At 55.0% G+C, this 18,791-nt stretch carries 21 protein-coding genes; 4 read left to right on the plus strand and 17 right to left on the minus strand.

All coding sequences use genetic code 11. The features are described 5' to 3' along the window. Positions 1-107 precede the first annotated feature (107 nt). The 8 genes from dagF to J1779_RS18625 form a co-directional block, all read right to left on the minus strand. Complete coding sequence (gene dagF / locus J1779_RS18590) at positions 108-848, minus strand: 2-dehydro-3-deoxy-phosphogluconate aldolase (RefSeq protein WP_183848384.1); 741 nt, start codon at positions 846-848, stop codon at positions 108-110. After that, a complete protein-coding gene (locus J1779_RS18595) occupies positions 845-1,972 on the minus strand; it encodes a DgaE family pyridoxal phosphate-dependent ammonia lyase (protein WP_217204474.1) in 1,128 nt (375 codons plus the stop codon). The genes dagF and J1779_RS18595 overlap by 4 nt, the downstream gene beginning before the upstream one ends. After that, entirely contained in the window at positions 1,962-3,095 is a 1,134-nt protein-coding gene (locus tag J1779_RS18600) for an amidohydrolase/deacetylase family metallohydrolase (protein WP_056776230.1), read from the minus strand. The genes J1779_RS18595 and J1779_RS18600 overlap by 11 nt, the downstream gene beginning before the upstream one ends. An 80-nt stretch (positions 3,096-3,175) precedes the next feature. Further along, a complete protein-coding gene (locus tag J1779_RS18605) occupies positions 3,176-3,823 on the minus strand; it encodes a DUF4310 family protein (RefSeq protein ID WP_056776229.1) in 648 nt (215 codons plus the stop codon). A 12-nt stretch (positions 3,824-3,835) separates the two neighbouring features. Further along, on the minus strand, positions 3,836-4,612 hold the full coding sequence (locus tag J1779_RS18610) for a DUF4311 domain-containing protein (protein WP_056776226.1): 777 nt from the start codon (positions 4,610-4,612) through the stop codon (positions 3,836-3,838). Between the two features lie 32 nt (positions 4,613-4,644). Continuing rightward, positions 4,645-4,944: a DUF4312 family protein gene (locus J1779_RS18615; RefSeq protein WP_047605601.1), complete on the minus strand. Its 300-nt coding sequence runs from the start codon at positions 4,942-4,944 to the stop codon at positions 4,645-4,647. After that, a complete protein-coding gene (locus J1779_RS18620) occupies positions 4,944-5,309 on the minus strand; it encodes an SFCGS family glycine-rich protein (protein ID WP_136377019.1) in 366 nt (121 codons plus the stop codon). Before J1779_RS18620 ends, J1779_RS18615 begins: the two co-directional genes overlap by 1 nt. Positions 5,310-5,357: 48 nt before the next feature. Continuing rightward, entirely contained in the window at positions 5,358-5,708 is a 351-nt protein-coding gene (locus J1779_RS18625) for a PRD domain-containing protein (protein WP_056776222.1), read from the minus strand. Positions 5,709-6,106: 398 nt separating this feature from the next. Here J1779_RS18625 and rnk point away from each other — a divergent pair, with 398 nt between their 5' ends. Further along, positions 6,107-6,517, plus strand: a complete 411-nt coding sequence (gene rnk, locus J1779_RS18630; RefSeq protein WP_056776220.1) for a nucleoside diphosphate kinase regulator — start codon at positions 6,107-6,109, stop codon at positions 6,515-6,517. 632 nt (positions 6,518-7,149) lie between these two features. On the opposite strand, the gene cybC is transcribed toward rnk, so the two are convergent. Both cybC and pmbA read right to left on the minus strand, forming a co-directional pair. Then, positions 7,150-7,536, minus strand: a complete 387-nt coding sequence (gene cybC, locus J1779_RS18635) for a cytochrome b562 (protein ID WP_217204475.1) — start codon at positions 7,534-7,536, stop codon at positions 7,150-7,152. 147 nt (positions 7,537-7,683) lie between these two features. Next, entirely contained in the window at positions 7,684-9,024 is a 1,341-nt protein-coding gene (pmbA, locus tag J1779_RS18640; protein WP_122094468.1) for a metalloprotease PmbA, read from the minus strand. Between the two features lie 217 nt (positions 9,025-9,241). Here pmbA and yjgA point away from each other — a divergent pair, with 217 nt between their 5' ends. After that, positions 9,242-9,793, plus strand: a complete 552-nt coding sequence (yjgA, locus tag J1779_RS18645) for a ribosome biogenesis factor YjgA (protein ID WP_056776213.1) — start codon at positions 9,242-9,244, stop codon at positions 9,791-9,793. Between the two features lie 36 nt (positions 9,794-9,829). Here yjgA and J1779_RS18650 read toward each other — a convergent pair whose 3' ends face one another. From J1779_RS18650 to J1779_RS18660, 3 genes are all read right to left on the minus strand, one after another. Beyond that, positions 9,830-10,123, minus strand: coding sequence for a barstar family protein (locus J1779_RS18650; protein WP_056776209.1), 294 nt, complete (start codon positions 10,121-10,123; stop codon positions 9,830-9,832). A gap of 5 nt (positions 10,124-10,128) precedes the next feature. Further along, positions 10,129-10,578 carry a ribonuclease domain-containing protein gene (locus J1779_RS18655; protein WP_136376857.1) on the minus strand — a complete coding sequence of 150 codons (450 nt, stop codon included), beginning with the start codon at positions 10,576-10,578 and terminating at the stop codon, positions 10,129-10,131. 94 nt (positions 10,579-10,672) lie between these two features. Beyond that, a complete protein-coding gene (locus J1779_RS18660) occupies positions 10,673-12,133 on the minus strand; it encodes an NAD-dependent succinate-semialdehyde dehydrogenase (RefSeq protein ID WP_217204476.1) in 1,461 nt (486 codons plus the stop codon). A 184-nt stretch (positions 12,134-12,317) separates the two neighbouring features. Here J1779_RS18660 and J1779_RS18665 point away from each other — a divergent pair, with 184 nt between their 5' ends. Next, positions 12,318-12,911, plus strand: coding sequence for a sugar O-acetyltransferase (locus J1779_RS18665; RefSeq protein WP_217204477.1), 594 nt, complete (start codon positions 12,318-12,320; stop codon positions 12,909-12,911). A 60-nt stretch (positions 12,912-12,971) separates the two neighbouring features. On the opposite strand, the gene aaeB is transcribed toward J1779_RS18665, so the two are convergent. The 3 genes from aaeB to aaeX are packed head-to-tail and all read right to left on the minus strand — an operon-like array spanning position 12,972 to position 16,086. Beyond that, positions 12,972-14,930, minus strand: coding sequence for a p-hydroxybenzoic acid efflux pump subunit AaeB (gene aaeB, locus J1779_RS18670; protein ID WP_136376854.1), 1,959 nt, complete (start codon positions 14,928-14,930; stop codon positions 12,972-12,974). A 9-nt stretch (positions 14,931-14,939) separates the two neighbouring features. Further along, positions 14,940-15,875 carry a p-hydroxybenzoic acid efflux pump subunit AaeA gene (gene aaeA / locus J1779_RS18675; protein ID WP_136376853.1) on the minus strand — a complete coding sequence of 312 codons (936 nt, stop codon included), beginning with the start codon at positions 15,873-15,875 and terminating at the stop codon, positions 14,940-14,942. 7 nt (positions 15,876-15,882) lie between these two features. After that, positions 15,883-16,086 carry a p-hydroxybenzoic acid efflux pump operon protein AaeX gene (gene aaeX, locus J1779_RS18680; protein ID WP_015698919.1) on the minus strand — a complete coding sequence of 68 codons (204 nt, stop codon included), beginning with the start codon at positions 16,084-16,086 and terminating at the stop codon, positions 15,883-15,885. A 282-nt stretch (positions 16,087-16,368) separates the two neighbouring features. Here aaeX and aaeR point away from each other — a divergent pair, with 282 nt between their 5' ends. After that, positions 16,369-17,307: an HTH-type transcriptional activator AaeR gene (gene aaeR, locus J1779_RS18685; protein ID WP_217204478.1), complete on the plus strand. Its 939-nt coding sequence runs from the start codon at positions 16,369-16,371 to the stop codon at positions 17,305-17,307. 33 nt (positions 17,308-17,340) lie between these two features. Here aaeR and tldD read toward each other — a convergent pair whose 3' ends face one another. Beyond that, positions 17,341-18,786: a metalloprotease TldD gene (gene tldD, locus J1779_RS18690; protein WP_056776193.1), complete on the minus strand. Its 1,446-nt coding sequence runs from the start codon at positions 18,784-18,786 to the stop codon at positions 17,341-17,343. Positions 18,787-18,791 lie beyond the last annotated feature (5 nt).

Raw genomic sequence — 18,791 nt, forward strand, 5'->3', positions numbered from 1 at the left:
AGAATTTGGGACTGTCAGACAAGAGAACCCTGCACCCGCGCAGTGAACGGGAGATGCAGGGTGTTTAACCGCGCAGACGGCTTACCGCGCAGGAAAGGTCAGAACCTTCAGCCCAGCAGTTTTTTGACGCTGGCCAGCAGGGTTTTCACATCCTCAGGGCGGGTATGACCCGACGCGCTGTCGATGATGGAACTGTAGATATGCGGGATGATTTTGGTCACGCCCGCCGCCAGCGCGATCTCCATAATCGGCTCGAAGTTTTCTAAATCGATGCCGCCGGTCGGCTCCAGCCAGAAATCCTGTTCCGCACAGGCACGGGCCACCGCCGCGAACTCGTCACGGGTTTTCAGGCCGCCCATCGGGAAATATTTCACCGAGCTGCCGCCCATGTCTTTGAGCAGCGCAATGGCGGTTTCCACCGGCACGATGGCGTCAGCGGAGGCTGAACTCAGCGGCCCGGTATTGATTTTCACAAAGCCGACTTTACCGGTCGGCGAAATCAGGCCGTTGACCACACTGTCGTTTTGCCCGAGCATTCCGCGGCTGGTCCCGACGCCGGTGAAAACCTGATTCACATGCTGCGGCTGAACCTGCGCAGAAATCTGGCTGACCATCAGCGACTGACGCGGATCGCCCGCGCCTAAGCCCACGGACAAAGCGTTTTCAATCAGTGCGGCGTACTCTTTCATGTCCGCCACCGCGCTCGCGACGTCCGGATAATTTTTGGACAGCACGCCGACCAGCACATGACCTTCAGCCGCTTCATAAATCTCGCGGGCATTGTCTTTTGAACCGGCAAGCACGTTCAGACATACGCGGTCACGGTAGAAATTCGGGGTCAGCTTCATGCTTTTTCTCCGCTGAAAAGTTGTTTGAAACGCTCTGCAACGATAGCGAGCTGCGGCGGCGTCACGCTGCGCACATCGACTTCAATCTTGCCTTCGTTGGCGCGATAGCCACGGAAATAAATGGCGATATCGCCGTTCTTCATGGCGTCCACAATGGCTTTGGTTTTCCAGCCGAGCACCGCTTCATCAAAGGTGATTTCCGTACGGGCGATATCACGCCCGGCGCTGTCCCAGACCACACGCCCCGAGACGCCGTTGATGTCATTCAGGCTGGCGATAAATGGCGTCATTTTGTCGACCATTTCCTGCCCGGTGGTTTTCGGCAGCGTGATATAGCTTTCAATCGCCTGCGTCAGGCCGAGAATGCCCTCTTTGCCGACTTTCATCGCACGGCCAATGCCGCCCGATTGCAGTTTTACCCATTCGACATACTGTTTTTTGCCGAGCACCAGACCGCTGGTCGGCCCTTCGATGGCTTTTGCGCCGCTGTAGATCACCAGATCCGCGCCCATCTCGTAATAGCAGGTCAGATCTTCTTCTGCGGCAGCATCGACGATCAGCGGCACATTATGCGCACGCGCCACTTCGGCGGCTTCCGCAACCGACAGAATGCTTTTCTGCACCGAGTGGTGCGATTTGATGTACATGATAGCCGCCGTGCGCGGCGTGATGCAGGCAGCAAGCTGCGCGGCGGAACATTCGTTGGCATAACCGGCTTCAACAATTTTACCGCCGCCCAGGGTGATCATCGTGCCCACCGGCGCGCCGAAATTCACGTTATGGCCCTTTGGCAGCACGATGTCGTGCGGGATTTCCAGCGGCGCGGCGTGCAGGTTTTCCAGCAGCCAGGCGTTATCTTTGACGATCACCGCCGCCACCGACTGCGCGATCCCGGCAGAAGCACAGGAAACCACCACGGCGTTTTCGACGTTCAGCAGTTTCGCGATGTATGCGCCGGTTTTGTTCACCAGATCTTTCATCTCAAAATAATGATTCAGACCGGTATTCACGACCGCGGCGACTTCCTCGCGCGGCGTGGAAACTCCCAGCGCCGTCATGCGGCCTGAGGCGTTAATGACTTGTTTTAACTGATACTTTTCATACAGCGATTGTTCAGAAGACATGAGCAGATTTCCCTTCTTCGGTTAACAGGGTGACGCCCGCGACCACAGCGGCCAGAGGCACCAGCAAACTTTCGCCCTTCACGGACTGTCCTTCGGAATCGACAAACACCTGCGGCGCAAAACGCTGCTCGAACAGGGTCAGGTCGGCGTCAGCACCGATTTCCAGACGGCCTTTGGCCGGCAGGCGCAGCGCGTCAGCGGCGTGAGAGGTCACGCAATCAATCACCTGCGGCAACGTCATGCCGACGCTAAAGAATTTCGACATCACCGTCGCCAGGCTATGCACCGGCCCGTTCATACGGTTACGGCAATAAATATCGGAGCTGATGGTGTGCGGCAAAATGCCCTGCTTAATCGCCAGCTCCGCCACCTCAAAACTGAAACTCGCGGTGCCGTGACCGACATCCAGCAGCACGCCGCGGCTCAGCGCACGTTTAATCGAATCGCGCAGCACGCCTTCCGGCGAGAGAATGCGGTTCGGCTTGCCGTTATAGCAGTGGGTGATGATGTCGCCGGACGTCAGTAAATCCGCGATTTCATCGAGGTTCGGCGGGTTATTACCGATATGCACCATCAGCGGCAGGTCATCGTTTTCCTGCTGAATTTCTTTGGCGCGCACCAGCGGTTTGATGCCGTTCTGGCCGACCACGCTGCTGCTCATACGCGCTTTGATCCCGATGATAAAACCGGGATTTCGCGCGATGGCGTCACGCACGCCGACTTTGTCGATCTGCGTCATATCCGCCAGCTCGTTCTGCGTCACGATGCCGGTGCGGGCGATATTCAGAAACGCGTAGACGTTGGTTTTCGCCGCACGGGTAATCTGATAGAAATCGTCGACATCATTGGCGCCGGTGCTGCCGGCATCTGCAACGGTGGTGACACCACAGGCCACACCAATCAGGTCGGCGTCGTCATGATAAATCGGCGATTTTGGGTAACAGTGAACGTGGGAATCGATCCAGCCAGCGCTGGCGTAAATCTTGCCCTGAAGATCGAGCGTCTGGCGGGCGGTGGCATCAGCTGCCAGCGTGCCAATGGCGGCGAATTTGCCGTCCTGAATTGCAATATCTGTCAGGCTGCCGTCTGCGCGTAATGCCTGGCGGATGATTAAGTCATACATACGACGTTCTCCATAATGCCGGGCGTCAGGAGTGTTCCCGACGCCCGCTTTACTGCTGATTTGCTTCTATGCTGCTGTTCTTACAATGAAACCGGGAAGATTGCGCCCAGGATCATGGCACCGAGGATCGCGCCACCGGTGATTGGCTTCTGCCACAGATAGAAACCCAGTGCGCCGAGCAATGATCCCAGACCGATAGGAATCGAGGCCGCCATGGCTGACAGGATAATCAACGGCCCGAGGAAGCGGCCGGAAGCATTACCCGCGCCCATCATCACGTCAGCGCCGTAGGTCGAATTGCTCTGATTGATGGTGAATTTACGCGCCAGAATGATGATGTAACCAACGGCTAAACCGAGGATCAGCCCGGTCACCAGCGAAGCCGCGAAGTTCGCCACCGGGAAGACAAACCCGGCACCCAGCAGCATCGCCGGAACGCCCAGGCCGATCCCGGTCTGGATGGCACCGCCGATATCAAGAATCCCGACCAGTGACCCTTCGATGATGCGGGCAAACAGGAAGCTGGCACCGAAGGCCGCCACTGCGCCGTACACGCCGGTGTCCATACCGGAACGCAACATCGATACAAACGCCACTTCGTTAAACGCGCCGATGCCGTACAGGTAATACATGTGTGTCCCGGCGAAAACGCCCGAGGACAGCAGTCCGACAAAAATCGGGAACGACCACTCGGCGTACCAGAAACCACGTTTGGCTTGTTCTTCCATTGTCATGCTCCCTTACTTACCGCTGAGTGAGTTGTGAATGCCATTCAGCCATGTCGGGACGTCCAGCATGAATGACTGCAACAGTTTGACGTCGAAACCCCGGAAGAAACCGCTGAGGACGAACAGCGCGATAATCGCCGCCATCATCACTTTGGTGACGTGGTTCCAGCCGCTTTCTTCAACGCCTTTACCGATGAGGATACCCAGCACCAGACCCGGTACGGCGTTACCCATGATCATCTGCGCCAGACCGCCAAAAATGGTGGCCCAGAAACCGGAACGACGCCCTGCATCAATCGCCGCCAGCCAGAAAATCACCGGCATGACAGTGTTCACCAGCAGGTTTGCCGCAGGCACCAGCACTTTAATTGCCGTGACCTGCAACGCCGGAGGAACGGCGGACGCGGTGGTGTTGAGGAAGGCCACCACAATCATGCCGATGATGCCGCCGGCAATCGCCATCTTGCGTGGGTCATGCATGGTTTCAGCGACATTGCGGTTTTTGAACATCAGCGCCGCGGTCGCCCAGTGAGGGATGATGCGGTGGTCAACGTCCTGTGTGAAAGAACCTGCCGCAACGGAAGATGCCCAGGCGTTAAAGAAGAAGCCCAGACCAAATGAGAAATGCGAAGCCGGATCGCCTTCGCAGGAGTTTAATTCCCCAAGCGTACGAAAAGCCCCCATCCCTTGCACGGTAGGCGCATGGAACATACGTGCGGCACCCGCACCTACGCCCACGCCAACCAGTCCGCCGATAATAAGCGACTTAAATAAAATAATTAAAAACATCAGTATATCCTTGTCATTTATAGCTAACGTTTTTATTTCGTGACAAAAACTACCTGTTCCGTATTAATAACAGTCAGGTTGACGGTAATGTCTAACGCCACGTAATAACTCTTTCTTTCCCTGGCCAGAAAAAAGAACAGAAACTTTTCTCTTTTAACGGACTCTTCTGCTTTTATTACCTTGACGTCCTGCGGTTCAATGCGCAGCAAGACATTATTCGCCGAAGATTTGAGAACCGTTCTCTGAACCTGACTCAGCGCGGAAGAAAAGGCGGCAGCCTTATTTTCGCCCTTTCCTTCAACCCGAACTGTCGTGGTTAATTGTTGCTTCATTACGCCTGACCATACTTCTTGTTATAAGCTTCAACCAAACGCTGACCCAGCTCTTCTTTATCCATAAATCCGAACCCTAATACTAAACAGCCTTCGTTAATTGCCGTGACGCCTTCATCCACTGAGCGCATCCCGTATTTGGCTTTATATCCGTATTTGTTTTGTGCGGTAATCGCACCTGCGCCGCCACTGCCGCAGAAAGAAATACCTAAGCTGGCCCCTTCTGCTTTCATCACGTCGCCGAGTTTCATATCTGCTGCCATGCCTGGGACAACAATGGCTCTTCCGCCAGCCGCTTCCACGCCTGCCGCCACTTTCTGGCCTTTACCTAAACGGTCGCCGATCACAACTAATACTTGTCCCATAATTCACTTCTCCGGATTAATTAATTCGCTTAACGTTCAGTAAAAATATTATTTCGGCTCGTTGTCTCTTGCGACTTCAAAATGCACCGAGAGCAAATAGGCTTCCTCAATCGGTAAATTTCCGAACTCGCTGACGACCTCTTCTGCCATTTGCATGGACTCAGCAGAGATTTCATCAAATAACTCTTTTTCAACGTCAGGTAACGGTTCGCCGGTAATTGATCGTAATACCATGGCTTTCACGTGTGACGTTAACATCTGCAACTGAACATCTGTGGTGTAGATATTCTTCGCACTTTGCATCGTCTGAATATCTTTTAAAACTTGCTCTGTTTTCGCCGCAGCATCTTTCAATTCAATCCGCCCGGTTCCCTTCACAGATGCGCTTGCGTTATTCACTCGCGTTTACCTCTCTCCTTTCCTGACTCACTATTTCAGCCGTTTATTTCTTCTGTCTTTACCCTAACCCCGCACAGATTTCCTGTGTAGAGGGTCTTTTTCCAGTTCGAAGTGGAAATACGGTGCCCTGAGCGGATCCAATTCGCAAAACGAAAAGTTAAGTCGTCATATCACTGAATATTGCAGGGTGTAGCAGCGTATTTCACTGGTAATCGGAATTTTCGCAATGCGGATTAATTCCCTCACAGCGCTTTCATTTCTGCTGAAGAGTGCCTAGTATCAAAGAACACATGCAAATCACCGACACCCCTGCGCTCACCCGCGGGGGTGTTATTTTTTGCCGACCGGCACCCCACTCGCATGAAGCGGGTGATGCAAAAGGAACCATGGAGAATGTTATGAGTAAACCGACACTGATCATCAATGAACTTGACGCAGAACGCCTGGACACACTGCTGGCACAACCTGCGTTTGCCAGCAGCCCGGTCGCCGACGCCCTGAATGAAGAGTTGGATCGCGCTGAGATTTTGCCGCCCGAGCAAATCCCTGCCGACGTGGTCACGATGAACAGTAAGGTGCGCTTCACAGAAGGTAAAGACGGCGAAGAACACATCCGCACGCTGGTATATCCGGCGGCACTGAAAGACAGCAACGAACAGTTGTCGGTGATGGCTCCGCTGGGCGCTGCGCTGCTCGGCCTGCGCGTCGGTGGAAGCATCACGTGGGAAATGCCCAATGGCGAGAACAGCCGCATCGAAGTGCTGGAGTTGTTGTTTCAGCCGGAAGCGGCAGGGGAACTGAGAAGTTAAGGTTTTTTTTGCAGGGGGCGCTGCAATGGCGGCCTCGGTGAGTACTGAGAGTACTGAGAGTACTGAGAGTACTGAGAAAGTTTCGGTTTCTCACGTGCGGTGATCGCTTAACTTGCAGCGCCGAAACCGACCAAGAGAGGGAAGTGCTTTCCCTCTCTTGGATCTCTCCCCGCTTTTTTACTGCGCGCTATCGCTGGCAAGATGGACATGTTCCATGGCAACAGTGAGTGGCGCAAAATGTCATCGCTGCGCGATTCCCTCATTTCAGGTTTCGAGCCTCAGGTCTCGAACCATTCATTCGGTGCCATTTTTGAGCACGCCATTAAGCTTATTTAAAAGATGAAAACAATCTGCCGTTGAATTTAAGATCGTGCGGGCGATTCAGGGATCTTGCTGAGCGAGAGGTTCGAGGCCAGAGGCTCGAAACCCGGGAGAAGGCACCGCGTAGCGGCAAGATTTCCAGCCTGTCGCTGTGATACCTGAAGCGGAGCGCGCAGTTTACGACGTGGAGATCCCAAAGAGGGCTCGTCTTAGCCCTCTTTGGTCGGTTTCGGCGCAAGTGGCCGTGTGATCACCGCGATTGAGAAACCGAAATTTTCACCGCTGTAAGCCGTTGAGAAGCGGCCATCTGCCTATTTAAACTTCTTGTGATTCTCGTTCCGGGTCGCTTTAAACCCTTCCGCTTCTTTCTTCGCTTCATCCACTTTACCGGCTTTCGCCAGTTCAGATGCCTTATCAATCTGGCCGATCAGCGTATCCATGCCTTTGTGGTAATCCTGCATTTCCGGGCTGTCCGGCGCTTTGCCTTTCAGTTTCGGCGGCGTGGCTTTTTTCGCGTCTTCAGCAGCCGCTTTCATGTTTGCCAGACCCGTGGTCAGTTCTGCCTGATCTTTGGTTTTCAGCACTTTGCCGTAGTTATCGGCAATCGTGTCCATGTCCGTTTCTAAATCTGCTGCCAGAGCTGCCGTGCTGCTTCCCAGCATGGCTAGCACCGCTAACGCCATCAGTTGTTTACGCATGATTTTTCTCTCTATTGTTATTTATTTGTTTAATAAAACGACATTGCTTGTAAGGCTTTATAAAAATAGGCTTAGAGAGAGGAAAACGGGATGAATTTTTTGTAAAGAATTGAGGCAGCGGCCGGGCGACCGCTGCTTTAGGGAGGGTTATTCGCCGGCGATTTTCATTGCCGGTAACAGCACGGAACCACACTGGATATTGCTGCGGGTTTCGATATCACTGCCGATGGCGACCATATTGCGCCACATGTCTTTCAGATTGCCGGCAATGGTGATTTCGCTCACCGGATATTGAATCTCACCGTTCTCGACCCAGAAACCGGCTGCACCGCGCGAATAGTCACCGGTGACGCCGCTGACGCCCTGGCCCATCAACTCTGTGACGACCAGACCTTTGTCGAGCTTACGCAACATACCGGCGAAGTCATCACCCTGACCGGCAATGCGCCAGTTGTGGATGCCGCCTGCGTGGCCGGTGGTTTGCAGGCCAAGCTTGCGGGCGGAATAACAGGTCATCAGCCAGGTTTGCAGTACGCCGTCTTTGACGATATCGCGACGCTGCGTGCGCACACCTTCACTGTCGAACGGCGTGGATGCCAGGCCCTGCAACAGATGCGGATGCTCTTCAATCGTCAGCCACTCTGGCAGGATCTGCTCACCTAAGCTGTCGAGCAGGAAGGACGATTTACGGTAAATGCTGCCGCCGCTGATGGCGCCCACCAGATGGCCGAACAAACCGGTCGCCACTTCGGAGGCGAACAGCACCGGCGCATGCATGGTGGGTAATTTACGCGGTGCCAGACGCGAAAGCGTGCGGCGAGCGCACTCCGCACCGACCCATTCCGGATCTTTCAGGTCACTCATTTTGCGGGCAATGGAATAGGCGTAATCGCGTTCCATGTCGCCTTCGTGTTCAGCAATTACTGAGGCGGAAATCGAATGACGCGTCGAGCAGTAACTTTGCAACATGCCGTGGCTGTTGCCGAATACGCGGATGCCGTAGTGGCTGTTGAAACTGCCGCCTTCGGTGTTGGTGATGCGTTTGTCGGCTTTCAGCGCAGCCTGTTCTGCACGGGCTGCCAGTTCGATACTGCGATCCGGATCCAGCTCTTCCGGGTGGAATAAATCCAGATCCGGCGCATCAAACGCCAGCATCTCTTTGTCAGCCACGCCTGCGAACGGATCCGGCGACGTGTAACGGGCGATATCCAGCGCGGCCTGCACGGTGCGGGAAATGGCGTCCGGGCTGAGATCGGTAGAAGACGCGCTGCCTTTACGGTTCTGATAATAAACGGTGATGCCCAATGCGCCGTCGCTGTTGAACTCAACGTTCTCGACTTCACCAAAACGTGTACTGACGCCGATACCGGTGGTTTTACTGACCGCCACTTCTGCAGCATCTGAACCCGCTTTTGCCAGTTCCAGAGCCTGAGATACGGCTTGTTCGAGAGTTTTACGCTGCTGCGCAACTTGATTCACTACGTTCATCGGCATGCCATCGCTTATGAGATAAAAGGGATTGTTCTACACTGAGACAGAGAAACTTATACTTTTGAGTCTAACAGAGACTCGCCATAATTTCGCATTGCGTGCGGCGTTGATCAGACCGAAGTTGCAACAGAATAGCCATCTCTGTGGCATAATGCCGCCGAAGCAATAAAGCACAATCAAACTGACAGGATTACCTCGTTAAGAGGAAGCGCCCATGACAAAGAAAATTGACGACTGGCTCGATGACGTTCCCGAGAATAATGAGAACGATGAAGATGATGAGATCATCTGGGTCAGTAAAAGTGAAATCAAACGTGACGCCGAGGCGCTGAAAGATCTCGGTGCAGAAATGGTGGATCTGGGTAAAAACTCCCTCGATAAACTGCCACTGGACGAAGATCTGCGCGCCGCTATCGATTTAGCGCAGAAAATCAAGAAAGAAGGCCGTCGCCGCCAGCTTCAGCTGATCGGTAAAATGCTGCGTTCGCGCGACGTTGAACCGATTGAAACTGCGCTGGATAAACTGAAAAACCGCCACAATCAGCAGGTTTCGCTGTTCCATAAACTGGAAATGCTGCGTGACCGTCTGGTCGAAGAAGGTGATGATGCGGTGCCAACGGTGCTGGATTTATACCCGACCGCTGACCGTCAGCAACTGCGCGCCCTCATCCGCAATGCGCAAAAAGAGAAAGCGACCAACAAGCCGCCGAAATCTTACCGCCAGATTTTCCAGTATCTGCGCGAACTGGCTGAAGGCCAGGAATAAAAAACAAAAACCCGCTTTGATGGCGGGTTTTTCTTTTCAGACTTTGGCTTTCGCAACTGGTTTATCGACCTGATTCAGCCGCAGCTCACCTTCCAGCTCTTCTTCCGCCTCTTCAAACAGCAAAATCAGTGCACCGAACCGCCGTTTACGGCTGGCATTCAGGTTGATGAAATCCACTTCAACCGGCAGTGCGATCCCGCCCGTTACTTCATCCCATAGTGCATCCAGATTCGCGCCGAAACTGTCAGTCAGGGAAAACTGACGGACAAACTCGCGATAGAATGCGGGTAAATCCGGGATGTGATTAAAATCGAAGCTCACTTTTTTCATCGACATTACTCCACCCGAACAAAATGTTGATAATGGTCGCGGCTGACGTAAATCAGACCGTCGCTGGCAAACAGCAGCCGGTCAGCGCCACGACGTCCGCAGCGATAGTTGATATCCGCCTCACGCCACACCCGTTTGCTGGCTGCCGGTAAACGCCCTTCCCGGTTTGAGAAACGGTCGCCGCCAATGGCTTTGCCCGGCAGCACATCGCATAAATTCCCGGCACGCGCATCCCAGCCGGCTTCGCGGGCTTTTTTCTTGGTGATGTAATTGTCCGGCAGACGCTGGTGTTGACGCACATAGCTGACCACCGTTTTCTCGTCGGTGCCTGACACGATTGTGCCCTGATTGTATGTCGATTTTGCGACAGCCTGCCCGGCCATGCCCGACAGCCCCAGCATCACCGCCGCCGCCATCATCAGCGTGCGCGAACGCAGCCCGTTAAATACCTTCATTGACGTCCTTTGTGCTTTGCCGGAAAGCACCGTTTCCGGCCCTTTGTTTGCTACTGATTATTGTTAACTAAAAGCGGCTTTCTGAAAAGACGACTTATAGATTTCCTAAATGTAACGTTTTCACCTGCAAATACTCTTCCAGCCCCAGCACCGATCCTTCACGTCCCAGTCCGGATTCTTTCACGCCGCCGAACGGTGCCGCTTCGTTGGAAATCGCGCACTCATTCACGCCAATCATGCCGCTTTCAATGGCGTCCGCGACGCGGAAAATACGTTGCAGATTCTGGCTGTAGAAATACGCCGCCAGCCCGAAAGGCGTGTCGTTGGCGCGCTTAATCACTTCTTCTTCCGTTTTGAAACGGAAACAGGCGGCAAGCGGGCCGAAGGTTTCTTCCTGCGCCACTTTCATGTCGTCGGTGGCATCAGCAATCACCGTCGGCTGGAAGAAGTTACCGCCGAGTTTATGACGCTCACCGCCTTCCATCAGACGCCCGCCCTTCTCCAGCGCATCTTTGACGTGGTCTTCCACTTTCTCCAGCCCTTTGATGTCTATAAGCGGCCCGACGATAACGCCGTCGTCCATGCCGTTGCCGACCTTCAGTTTGCGGACTTCTTCCACCAGACGCGTCACGAAAGCATCGTAAACGCCGTCCTGTACGTAGATGCGGTTGATACAAACGCATACCTGCCCGGTGTTTCGGAATTTACAGGTGACGGCCCCTTTCACGGCAGCCTCGAGATCGGCATCGTCAAACACGATATAAGGCGCGTTACCGCCCAGCTCCATCGACACTTTTTTCATCGTATCGGCGCTGTTGCGCACCAGCGTTTTGCCCACTTCCGTCGAACCGGTAAAGGAGACTTTGCGCACTTTGTCGCTGGCCATGATCGCATCGCTGATGGCATGGGTATCACCGGCCACGCCGTTGATCACGCCGTCCGGTACACCGGCGTCTTTCGCCAGTTGCAGCAGGGCGAAGGCCGACAGCGGCGTGTTATTGGCCGGTTTGATAAGACCGGTACACCCTGCTGCCAGCGCAGGGCCGAGTTTGCGGGTCAGCATCGCCAGCGGGAAATTCCACGGGGTGATCGCCGCCACCACGCCGACCGGTTCGCGGGTCGCCAGGATACGTGAACCGGATTTCGCCGGAGGGATGATTTCGCCGTTGGCGCGCTTGGCTTCCTCACTGAACCACTGCAGATAGCTGGCGGCGTAATCGACTTCGCCCAGCGCCTCTTTCAGCGGCTTACCCTGCTCCGCCACCATCAGCTCGCCGAGAAACTGTTTGTTCTCCAGCATCAGCTGATACCAGCGGTACAAAATTTCAGAACGCGCTTTGGCCGTGGTTTTTCTCCACGCAGGGAAAGCCTCGCTGGCGGCCTTGATCGCTGCTTCGGTTTCCGCTTTTCCGGCTTTCGCCACTTTGGCGACGATCTCTCCCGTCGCCGGATCCCGCACATCAAACGTCGTTTTCGCCTCGTGCCATTTCCCGCCGGTGAAATAGCCGGTCTTAAATAAAGGATGTTTGGACAGTTTTTGGTATTGGGCAGACATGGTAAATCCTCCTGACGTGCGCCGTTTAAAGCAGTGAATAGCAATAAGTATAGCGGCTTACGAGGAAGCGTCTCTCAGACAGCACTGAGAGACACAGGTCGCAAAGTCGAATGTCACACGTTCACAACGTCATAGCCGGTCAGTAAACTGCGTGATGAATCACCCATTGATTAAGGAAAAAGGGATGTCGACACGCATAAAAATGAACATCGGTGAGCTGTATACGGACATGGGCGAAGGCTTGCCGGAGGAGCGCCGCGCGGGAAAGGAGCGGGTGTACGAATACAATCTGACCCGCCCGTCAGAAGAAGAGACACGCCAGCGGATGCTCAAAGACATCATGGGCAGCCTGGGCGAGAACGGCTGGGTTGAGCCGCCGTTGCGCGTCGCTTACGGCACACACACTCACATCGGTAAAAATTTCTACGCCAACTTCAATCTGACCTTGGTGGATGACGCCACCGTGACCATCGGCGATAACGTGATGTTCGCGCCGAACGTGACGCTCGCCACCGCCGGGCACCCGATCGACCCGGACATCCGCATCACCGGGCAACAGTTCTCGCAGCCTATCGTTATTGAAGACAACGTCTGGCTGGGCGCGGGGGTGATAGTGAATCCGGGGGTGACGATTGGCCGTAACAGCGTGATTGGTGCGGGCAGTGTGGTCACGAAATCTATTCCTGCCAACGTGGTCGCGGTGGGCGTGCCTTGCCGCGTGATGCGTGCCATCGGCCCGCAAGATCGCCACGCCTTTGTGACTTCAGAATGTGAATAATAAAAAAGGCCGGTGCGTTACCGCATCGGCCCTGTGGTCTTTACGCCGGTAACTATCGGCTTATGCCAGGAATGAATGCTGATAGCGGTGCAGCATGTCAGTGAGGCGACGAACCGGTTCGGTGACTTTAAGCGGCGCATCGTACTCGACCAGTTTTTCCTGATACTCGCCCAGCTCTTTCAGCAGACGCTGATAATAGTACGTCCGTTTCCCTTCGCCCGATGACGACACAACGTGGTCTGCCGTATTACGGATTTTCTTATGGAATGCCGACAGTTCATCGTTCACTGGCACTTCCGCCATCTTCATCCGCTGATGCGCGATAATCAGCATCAGCGCCAGACGGTATTTACCGATGTCATTGGGGAACATCACCAGCAGCTGGTTGAGCTGATGATACAGCGCCGGAAGATGGTTTTCGCGGCGGCGGTAAGCCTTGGTGGTCAATGCCGACACCGCGCTGCTCATGAAGCGGTTGAGCAAGGTACGGCCCGTTTTTTCGCGCGATTTATCGCGAATAATCAGCAACACCGCCATCGCAATCACCGTCCCAATGGCCTGCCCCATCGCGCTATCCAGAAACGCAGTAACGTTAAATTTCATCGGGTTACTGAGCACCAAAATATTGATGGTGCCCGCCAGCAACCCGAGCATACCGAGGCGTCGCTTGGTCACTTCGATACCGATGAAGAAGGTGAAAATCCCCAGCATCAGACACAGCAGGAAAAGACTTTGCTGCGTGGCGGGCATGATCAGCATAAACATCATCGAACCCACCGGAATAGCCAGCAGCATACCGACGATGAAATCCATCGCCATCCCTTTTGGGTTAGGAGTACGCATCGCCAGCGAGGTCACGACGGCGATGATAATCACGCAGCCGCTGGCCGAGGTCCAGCCGGTCCACAGCCACATCAGGCAGCCGATAGCGGTAGCGGTAAACGTTCGCAGACCGTTGATCATCGCATGATGGCGCTCTGCCGACACAGGGCGCACCACCACTTCGCCATCGAGCACGCCGCTTTCTATGGTGCTGATACTGCTGTTGGTCTGGATGCCTTTCATCAGCAACAGCGCGCGGGTGCCTGCACCAGTCCAGGCGCTCAGGGTTATCAGGACGTTATCACTGTGCGAGCCAGTGATGGCCTGCCGTAATTGTTTCATCCGGCGGTGAACATCTGCCACCGTCTCCGCCGGTTCATCGAACATCATTTTCAGTTCCGGCGATAACCGTTCCGGCGTGCTTTGCAGGATCAGATAGGTTTCGCAGGCCTGAGTGATCATGCTCAGCGACGTGCTGTGCAGCGCTTTCAGACGCCGGTTACAGCGCTGCCAGCGTGACGACTCCATCATCAGGCTGCTGCGCATACCGTTCAGCGCCGTGGTGCTCTTCACCAGATTATTCCACGATTTATCAATGTCTTCTTTCGACGCGTTGTTCACGCAAATCCGCATCAGCGCGAACTGGTCGAGCATCAGCTGGCTGACGGCGCGGTCGATATCTTTTTTGATAGAACGGGGAGAAAACAGTAAGTCAGCGACGATGGCGCAACAAATCCCAAGGACGATTTCACTGCACCGCTCCACCGCAAACTGCGGCGTTTGCAACGGCGCCGACGCGGAAGTCACGACGATAATCAGTGCGGTATAACCCGCCAGACCCAGCGCATACGAGTTCTCGATGCGCACCAGCGATGACCACCAGGTGCAGACACCCGCCCAGATACAGCACAACAACAGCATCACTACCGGCGCGCGCGCCGTGGCAATCACAATCACCAGCGCCGCGATACAGCCGATAAAGGTGCCGATCACCCGCAGAAAACCACGGTGGCGGATTGCCCCGGCGAACGGCTCCCCGCCGGCGGCCAGCGCCGGGCCGGAGGTCACGATGGCGGCGGTCATGGCCGACCAGCGCGGGGTTTCAAGTTGCAGATAGAACCCGAGCACCAGCGCGCCGAGGATCGCGAACGTCAGCTTAAATGCAAAACGCACACGTGGGATAAGTACACTATTCATTTTCCGGCCTTAGCCAAACTCTCTCAGGCGATGTAACAGACGGCGGAACGGAGAACCTTCATTCTGCTGACGGTCGTGGCTGCCGGTGATCACAACGGTCGCCGTTGTCCCGGCCGGGTACGGATGTTGCTGGTCGGCATCATCAAGCACGATTTTCACCGGTACGCGCTGCGCCAGACGCACCCATTCGAGATTACTGTCGATGGTCGCCAGACCGTTAGTCGCCGCAGAAGAAGAGCTGTTGGTGACCGCTGCTGCCACGCTGTCGACCCTGCCGTGCATGATGCGGTTGCTGCCGAGCGGCGTAATTTCCACGCGATCGCCCTTGCTCAGGCCGGACAGTTTGGTTTCTTCCAGATAAGCCAGAATGTAGAAGGAGTTTTTCTTCACTAACGCCACGGCTGTAGAACCACGGTTAATGTAGTTCCCCGGATGCACGGTAAGGTTAGTCACCCAGCCGTCTGCCGGAGCCACCACCACGGTGCGCTGTAAATCGAGCACCGCCAGATCACGTGCTGCCTGAGCCTTCGCCAGCTGATGCTGGGCGGTTTGCAGAACGTTATTCGCCTGGTCTATCTCTTCCTGCGACATCGCCTGCACGCCCAGTTTCACGCGGCGTCCGGCTTCGCGTCTTTTCTCGCCGGCCAGTGCCTGATAATAAGCCACGTCAGCGCTCGCTTCGTCCAGCGCCTGCTGATAACGCGGCTGGTCGATTTTGAACAGAATTTGCCCCTTCTTCACCAGCTGGTTGTCCGTGATCGGGACATCGGTAATCAGGCCGGTTACGTCGGGCGCGATAGAGACGACGTCGGCGGTAAATTTGGCATCACGGGTCCACGGTGATTCCGTGTAGAACGCCCAGGCTTTGAAAATAGCGATGACAGCCAGAACGACAAGGATCAGCGTAATTGCATAACGTATTATTTTTATAGAGAAATTTTTCACAACGCCCTCAGACGAACATGCAGGAGATCAGGTAGAAAAGACAGCAATACAATGCTGTGTTGAACAACGCCGGGTGCCAGACAAAGTCGTAGATCCCGGTGGGCTGCAAGACGCGTCGCAGCAGGAAAAACACGACCAGCGCCAGCAGTATTTCAAAAAACACCGGGGGAAACGACAATCCGAAAATCACCATTACCGGAAGCAAACTCATCAAAAATTCCTTACATTATGACGACGGGCAGTATGACCAGAGAAAGGTGTGGTGAGCCCCGCGCACACATTATTCATTATTTTAGGCAACAGCTCACAAACCCGGAGATAAATCTTCACGGGAAGTGACGACGAAAACTGTGGGGTTGCCAGGGAAGTGTGCGAAGGTAAGCCGTCAGGAAAATGCGACCTGAGGGTTATCGCCCGGGAGAGTATATTAGCCTGCTTATTATCAAGTGATCAACGTTAGGTGATCTAAATCACTTTTAAGCCAGGATTAACAATGGACCGATTAAAGCGTATGTCAATTTTCGCCCAGGTGGTTGAAAGCGGCTCATTTACCGCGGCGGCACGACGTCTCGACATGAGCGTTTCCGCCATCAGCCAGACGATTTCAAAACTTGAAAATGACTTACAAATCAAATTGCTAAACCGAAGCACACGCAGCATTGGCCTGACTGAAGCCGGAAAGATTTACTATCAGGGCTGCCGGAAAATGCTGCAAGACGTGCGCGAAGTGCATGAGCAATTATACGCCTTCAACAACACACCCACCGGCACGTTGCGCATCGGCAGCTCATCGACAATGGCACAAAATGTTCTTGCTGCCATGACTGCCGAGATGCTCAGTGAATATCCCGGCCTGACCGTGAATCTGGTCACCGGCATTCCGGCGCCGGATCTGATCGCCGACGGCTTAGACCTGGTGATCCGCGTCGGGGCGTTGCAGGATTCCAGCCTGTTCTCCACAAAACTCGGCTCGATGCCGATGGTCGTGTGTGCCGCGCGCAGCTATCTGGCCCAGCACGGCACGCCGGAAAAACCGGCAGATATGGTGAATTTCTCATGGCTGGAATACAGCGTGCGCCCCGACAGCGAGTTTGAACTGATCGCGCCCGAGGGCATTACCACCCGGATCAATCCGCAGGGGCGTTTCGTCACCAATGATTCGCAAACGATGATCCGCTGGCTGAAAGCCGGGGTGGGTATCGCTTATGTGCCGCTGATGTGGATCATCGAAGAAATCAATGCAGGGGAAGTGGAGATTTTGTTCCGCAGCTACCAGTCCGATCCTCGCCCGGTTTACGCGCTGTATACCGAAAAAGACAAACTGCCGCTGAAAGTGCAGGTATGCATTAACTATCTGACGGATTACTTCAAACAGGTCAGTAAGGTGTATCAGGGCTACAGGCAGGGGAAAAAGGGAACGACGTGGGAGTAAACCTCCCCTGATCAGGGGAGGCTAAAACAAAACTTAAGCGGTACCGCCCACCGTCAGATTATCCAGTTTCAGGGTTGGCTGACCGACCCCGACCGGCAGGCTCTGGCCTTCTTTGCCACACACACCGACGCCTTTATCGAGCGCCAGATCGTTACCTACCATGGAAATCTGCTGCATCGCTTCGATACCCGACCCGATCAGCGTCGCGCCTTTCACCGGTTTGGTGATGCGACCGTTTTCAATCAGATACGCTTCGGACGTTGAGAACACGAACTTGCCGGACGTGATATCCACCTGACCGCCGCCGAAGTTCGGTGCATACAGGCCGTATTCGACGCTGCTGATAATCTCTTCCGGCGTAGATTTGCCCGCCAACATGTAAGTGTTGGTCATGCGTGGCATCGGCAGGTGCGCATATGACTCACGACGGCCATTACCGGTCGGCGCTACGCCCATCAGGCGCGCATTCAGTTTGTCCTGCATGTAACCTTTCAGCACACCGTTTTCGATCAACACGTTGTACTGGCCCGGCACGCCTTCATCGTCAATCGCCAGTGAACCGCGCAGGCCGTGCATAGTACCGTCATCGACGACGGTACACAGTTCGGACGCCACCAGTTTACCCATCTGACCGCTAAAGACGGACGTTCCGCGACGGTTGAAATCACCTTCCAGGCCGTGTCCGACCGCTTCGTGCAACAGCACGCCCGGCCAGCCTGCGCCCAGAACCACCGGCATCCCACCCGCAGGGGCGGCGACAGCAGTCAGATTGAGCAATGCCATACGCACTGCGTCACGCGCGAACGCTTCGGCGCGCACTTCACCGTTAACCGTTTCGAGGAAATAATCATAACCGACGCGCGCACCGCCGCCGCTGGAGCCGCGTTCACGGCGGCCATCCTGCTCGACCAGCACGCTCACGGACAGGCGAACCAGCGGACGGATATCTGCCGCCAGCGTACCGTCAGTGGCGGCCACCAGCACCGTTTCATACACACCGGTAATGCTGGCGCTGACTTCCTGCACACGTTTATCCGCAGCGCGGGCGATTTTGTCCACGCGATGCAAAAGCTCAATTTTCGCTTCACGCGGCAGGCTTTGCAGCGGATCCAGCGCGGAGTACAGGGGCGGGTAGGCCACTTCGCCCAGCGTGCGCGTTTTGCCATTGCCCTGTTCGCGGACAATGCTGCGCGCAGCGGTGGCGCTTTGATTTAAGGCATTGAGGGTGATCTGGTCGGCATAAGCGAAACCGGTCTTCTCGCCGCTGATGGCACGCACGCCCACGCCCTGATCGATATTGTAAGAACCGTCTTTGATGATGCTGTCTTCGATTACCCAGGCTTCATGGAAGCTGGACTGGAAAAAGAGATCGGCGTAATCGAGGCGACGTTCTGACAACTGGCCCAAAACGGAAAACAGATCCTGATGACTCAGATTATTGGCAGTTAGTAACTGCTCACTGACTAAGGCCAGACTCATAGATG

The organism is Rahnella rivi (genome assembly GCF_019049655.1).
GTDB classification, from domain to species: Bacteria; Pseudomonadota; Gammaproteobacteria; order Enterobacterales; family Enterobacteriaceae; genus Rahnella; species Rahnella rivi.

Bases quoted from the DNA above. Each gene is read 5' to 3' on its own strand.
- J1779_RS18660 (WP_217204476.1), bottom strand. From the start codon at position 12,133: ATGTCTGCCCAATACCAAAAACTGTCCAAACATCCTTTATTTAAGACC.
- J1779_RS18605 (WP_056776229.1), bottom strand. From the start codon at position 3,823: ATGGAAGAACAAGCCAAACGTGGTTTCTGGTACGCCGAGTGGTCGTTC.
- J1779_RS18600 (WP_056776230.1), bottom strand. From the start codon at position 3,095: ATGTATGACTTAATCATCCGCCAGGCATTACGCGCAGACGGCAGCCTG.
- rnk (WP_056776220.1), top strand. From the start codon at position 6,107: ATGAGTAAACCGACACTGATCATCAATGAACTTGACGCAGAACGCCTG.
- J1779_RS18620 (WP_136377019.1), bottom strand. From the start codon at position 5,309: ATGGGACAAGTATTAGTTGTGATCGGCGACCGTTTAGGTAAAGGCCAG.
- J1779_RS18650 (WP_056776209.1), bottom strand. From the start codon at position 10,123: ATGAAAAAAGTGAGCTTCGATTTTAATCACATCCCGGATTTACCCGCA.
- aaeR (WP_217204478.1), top strand. From the start codon at position 16,369: ATGGACCGATTAAAGCGTATGTCAATTTTCGCCCAGGTGGTTGAAAGC.
- aaeX (WP_015698919.1), bottom strand. From the start codon at position 16,086: ATGAGTTTGCTTCCGGTAATGGTGATTTTCGGATTGTCGTTTCCCCCG.
- tldD (WP_056776193.1), bottom strand. From the start codon at position 18,786: ATGAGTCTGGCCTTAGTCAGTGAGCAGTTACTAACTGCCAATAATCTG.
- aaeB (WP_136376854.1), bottom strand. From the start codon at position 14,930: ATGAATAGTGTACTTATCCCACGTGTGCGTTTTGCATTTAAGCTGACG.
- yjgA (WP_056776213.1), top strand. From the start codon at position 9,242: ATGACAAAGAAAATTGACGACTGGCTCGATGACGTTCCCGAGAATAAT.
- J1779_RS18655 (WP_136376857.1), bottom strand. From the start codon at position 10,578: ATGAAGGTATTTAACGGGCTGCGTTCGCGCACGCTGATGATGGCGGCG.
- pmbA (WP_122094468.1), bottom strand. From the start codon at position 9,024: ATGAACGTAGTGAATCAAGTTGCGCAGCAGCGTAAAACTCTCGAACAA.
- J1779_RS18615 (WP_047605601.1), bottom strand. From the start codon at position 4,944: ATGAAGCAACAATTAACCACGACAGTTCGGGTTGAAGGAAAGGGCGAA.
- J1779_RS18595 (WP_217204474.1), bottom strand. From the start codon at position 1,972: ATGTCTTCTGAACAATCGCTGTATGAAAAGTATCAGTTAAAACAAGTC.
- J1779_RS18610 (WP_056776226.1), bottom strand. From the start codon at position 4,612: ATGTTTTTAATTATTTTATTTAAGTCGCTTATTATCGGCGGACTGGTT.
- J1779_RS18665 (WP_217204477.1), top strand. From the start codon at position 12,318: ATGTCGACACGCATAAAAATGAACATCGGTGAGCTGTATACGGACATG.
- dagF (WP_183848384.1), bottom strand. From the start codon at position 848: ATGAAGCTGACCCCGAATTTCTACCGTGACCGCGTATGTCTGAACGTG.
- cybC (WP_217204475.1), bottom strand. From the start codon at position 7,536: ATGCGTAAACAACTGATGGCGTTAGCGGTGCTAGCCATGCTGGGAAGC.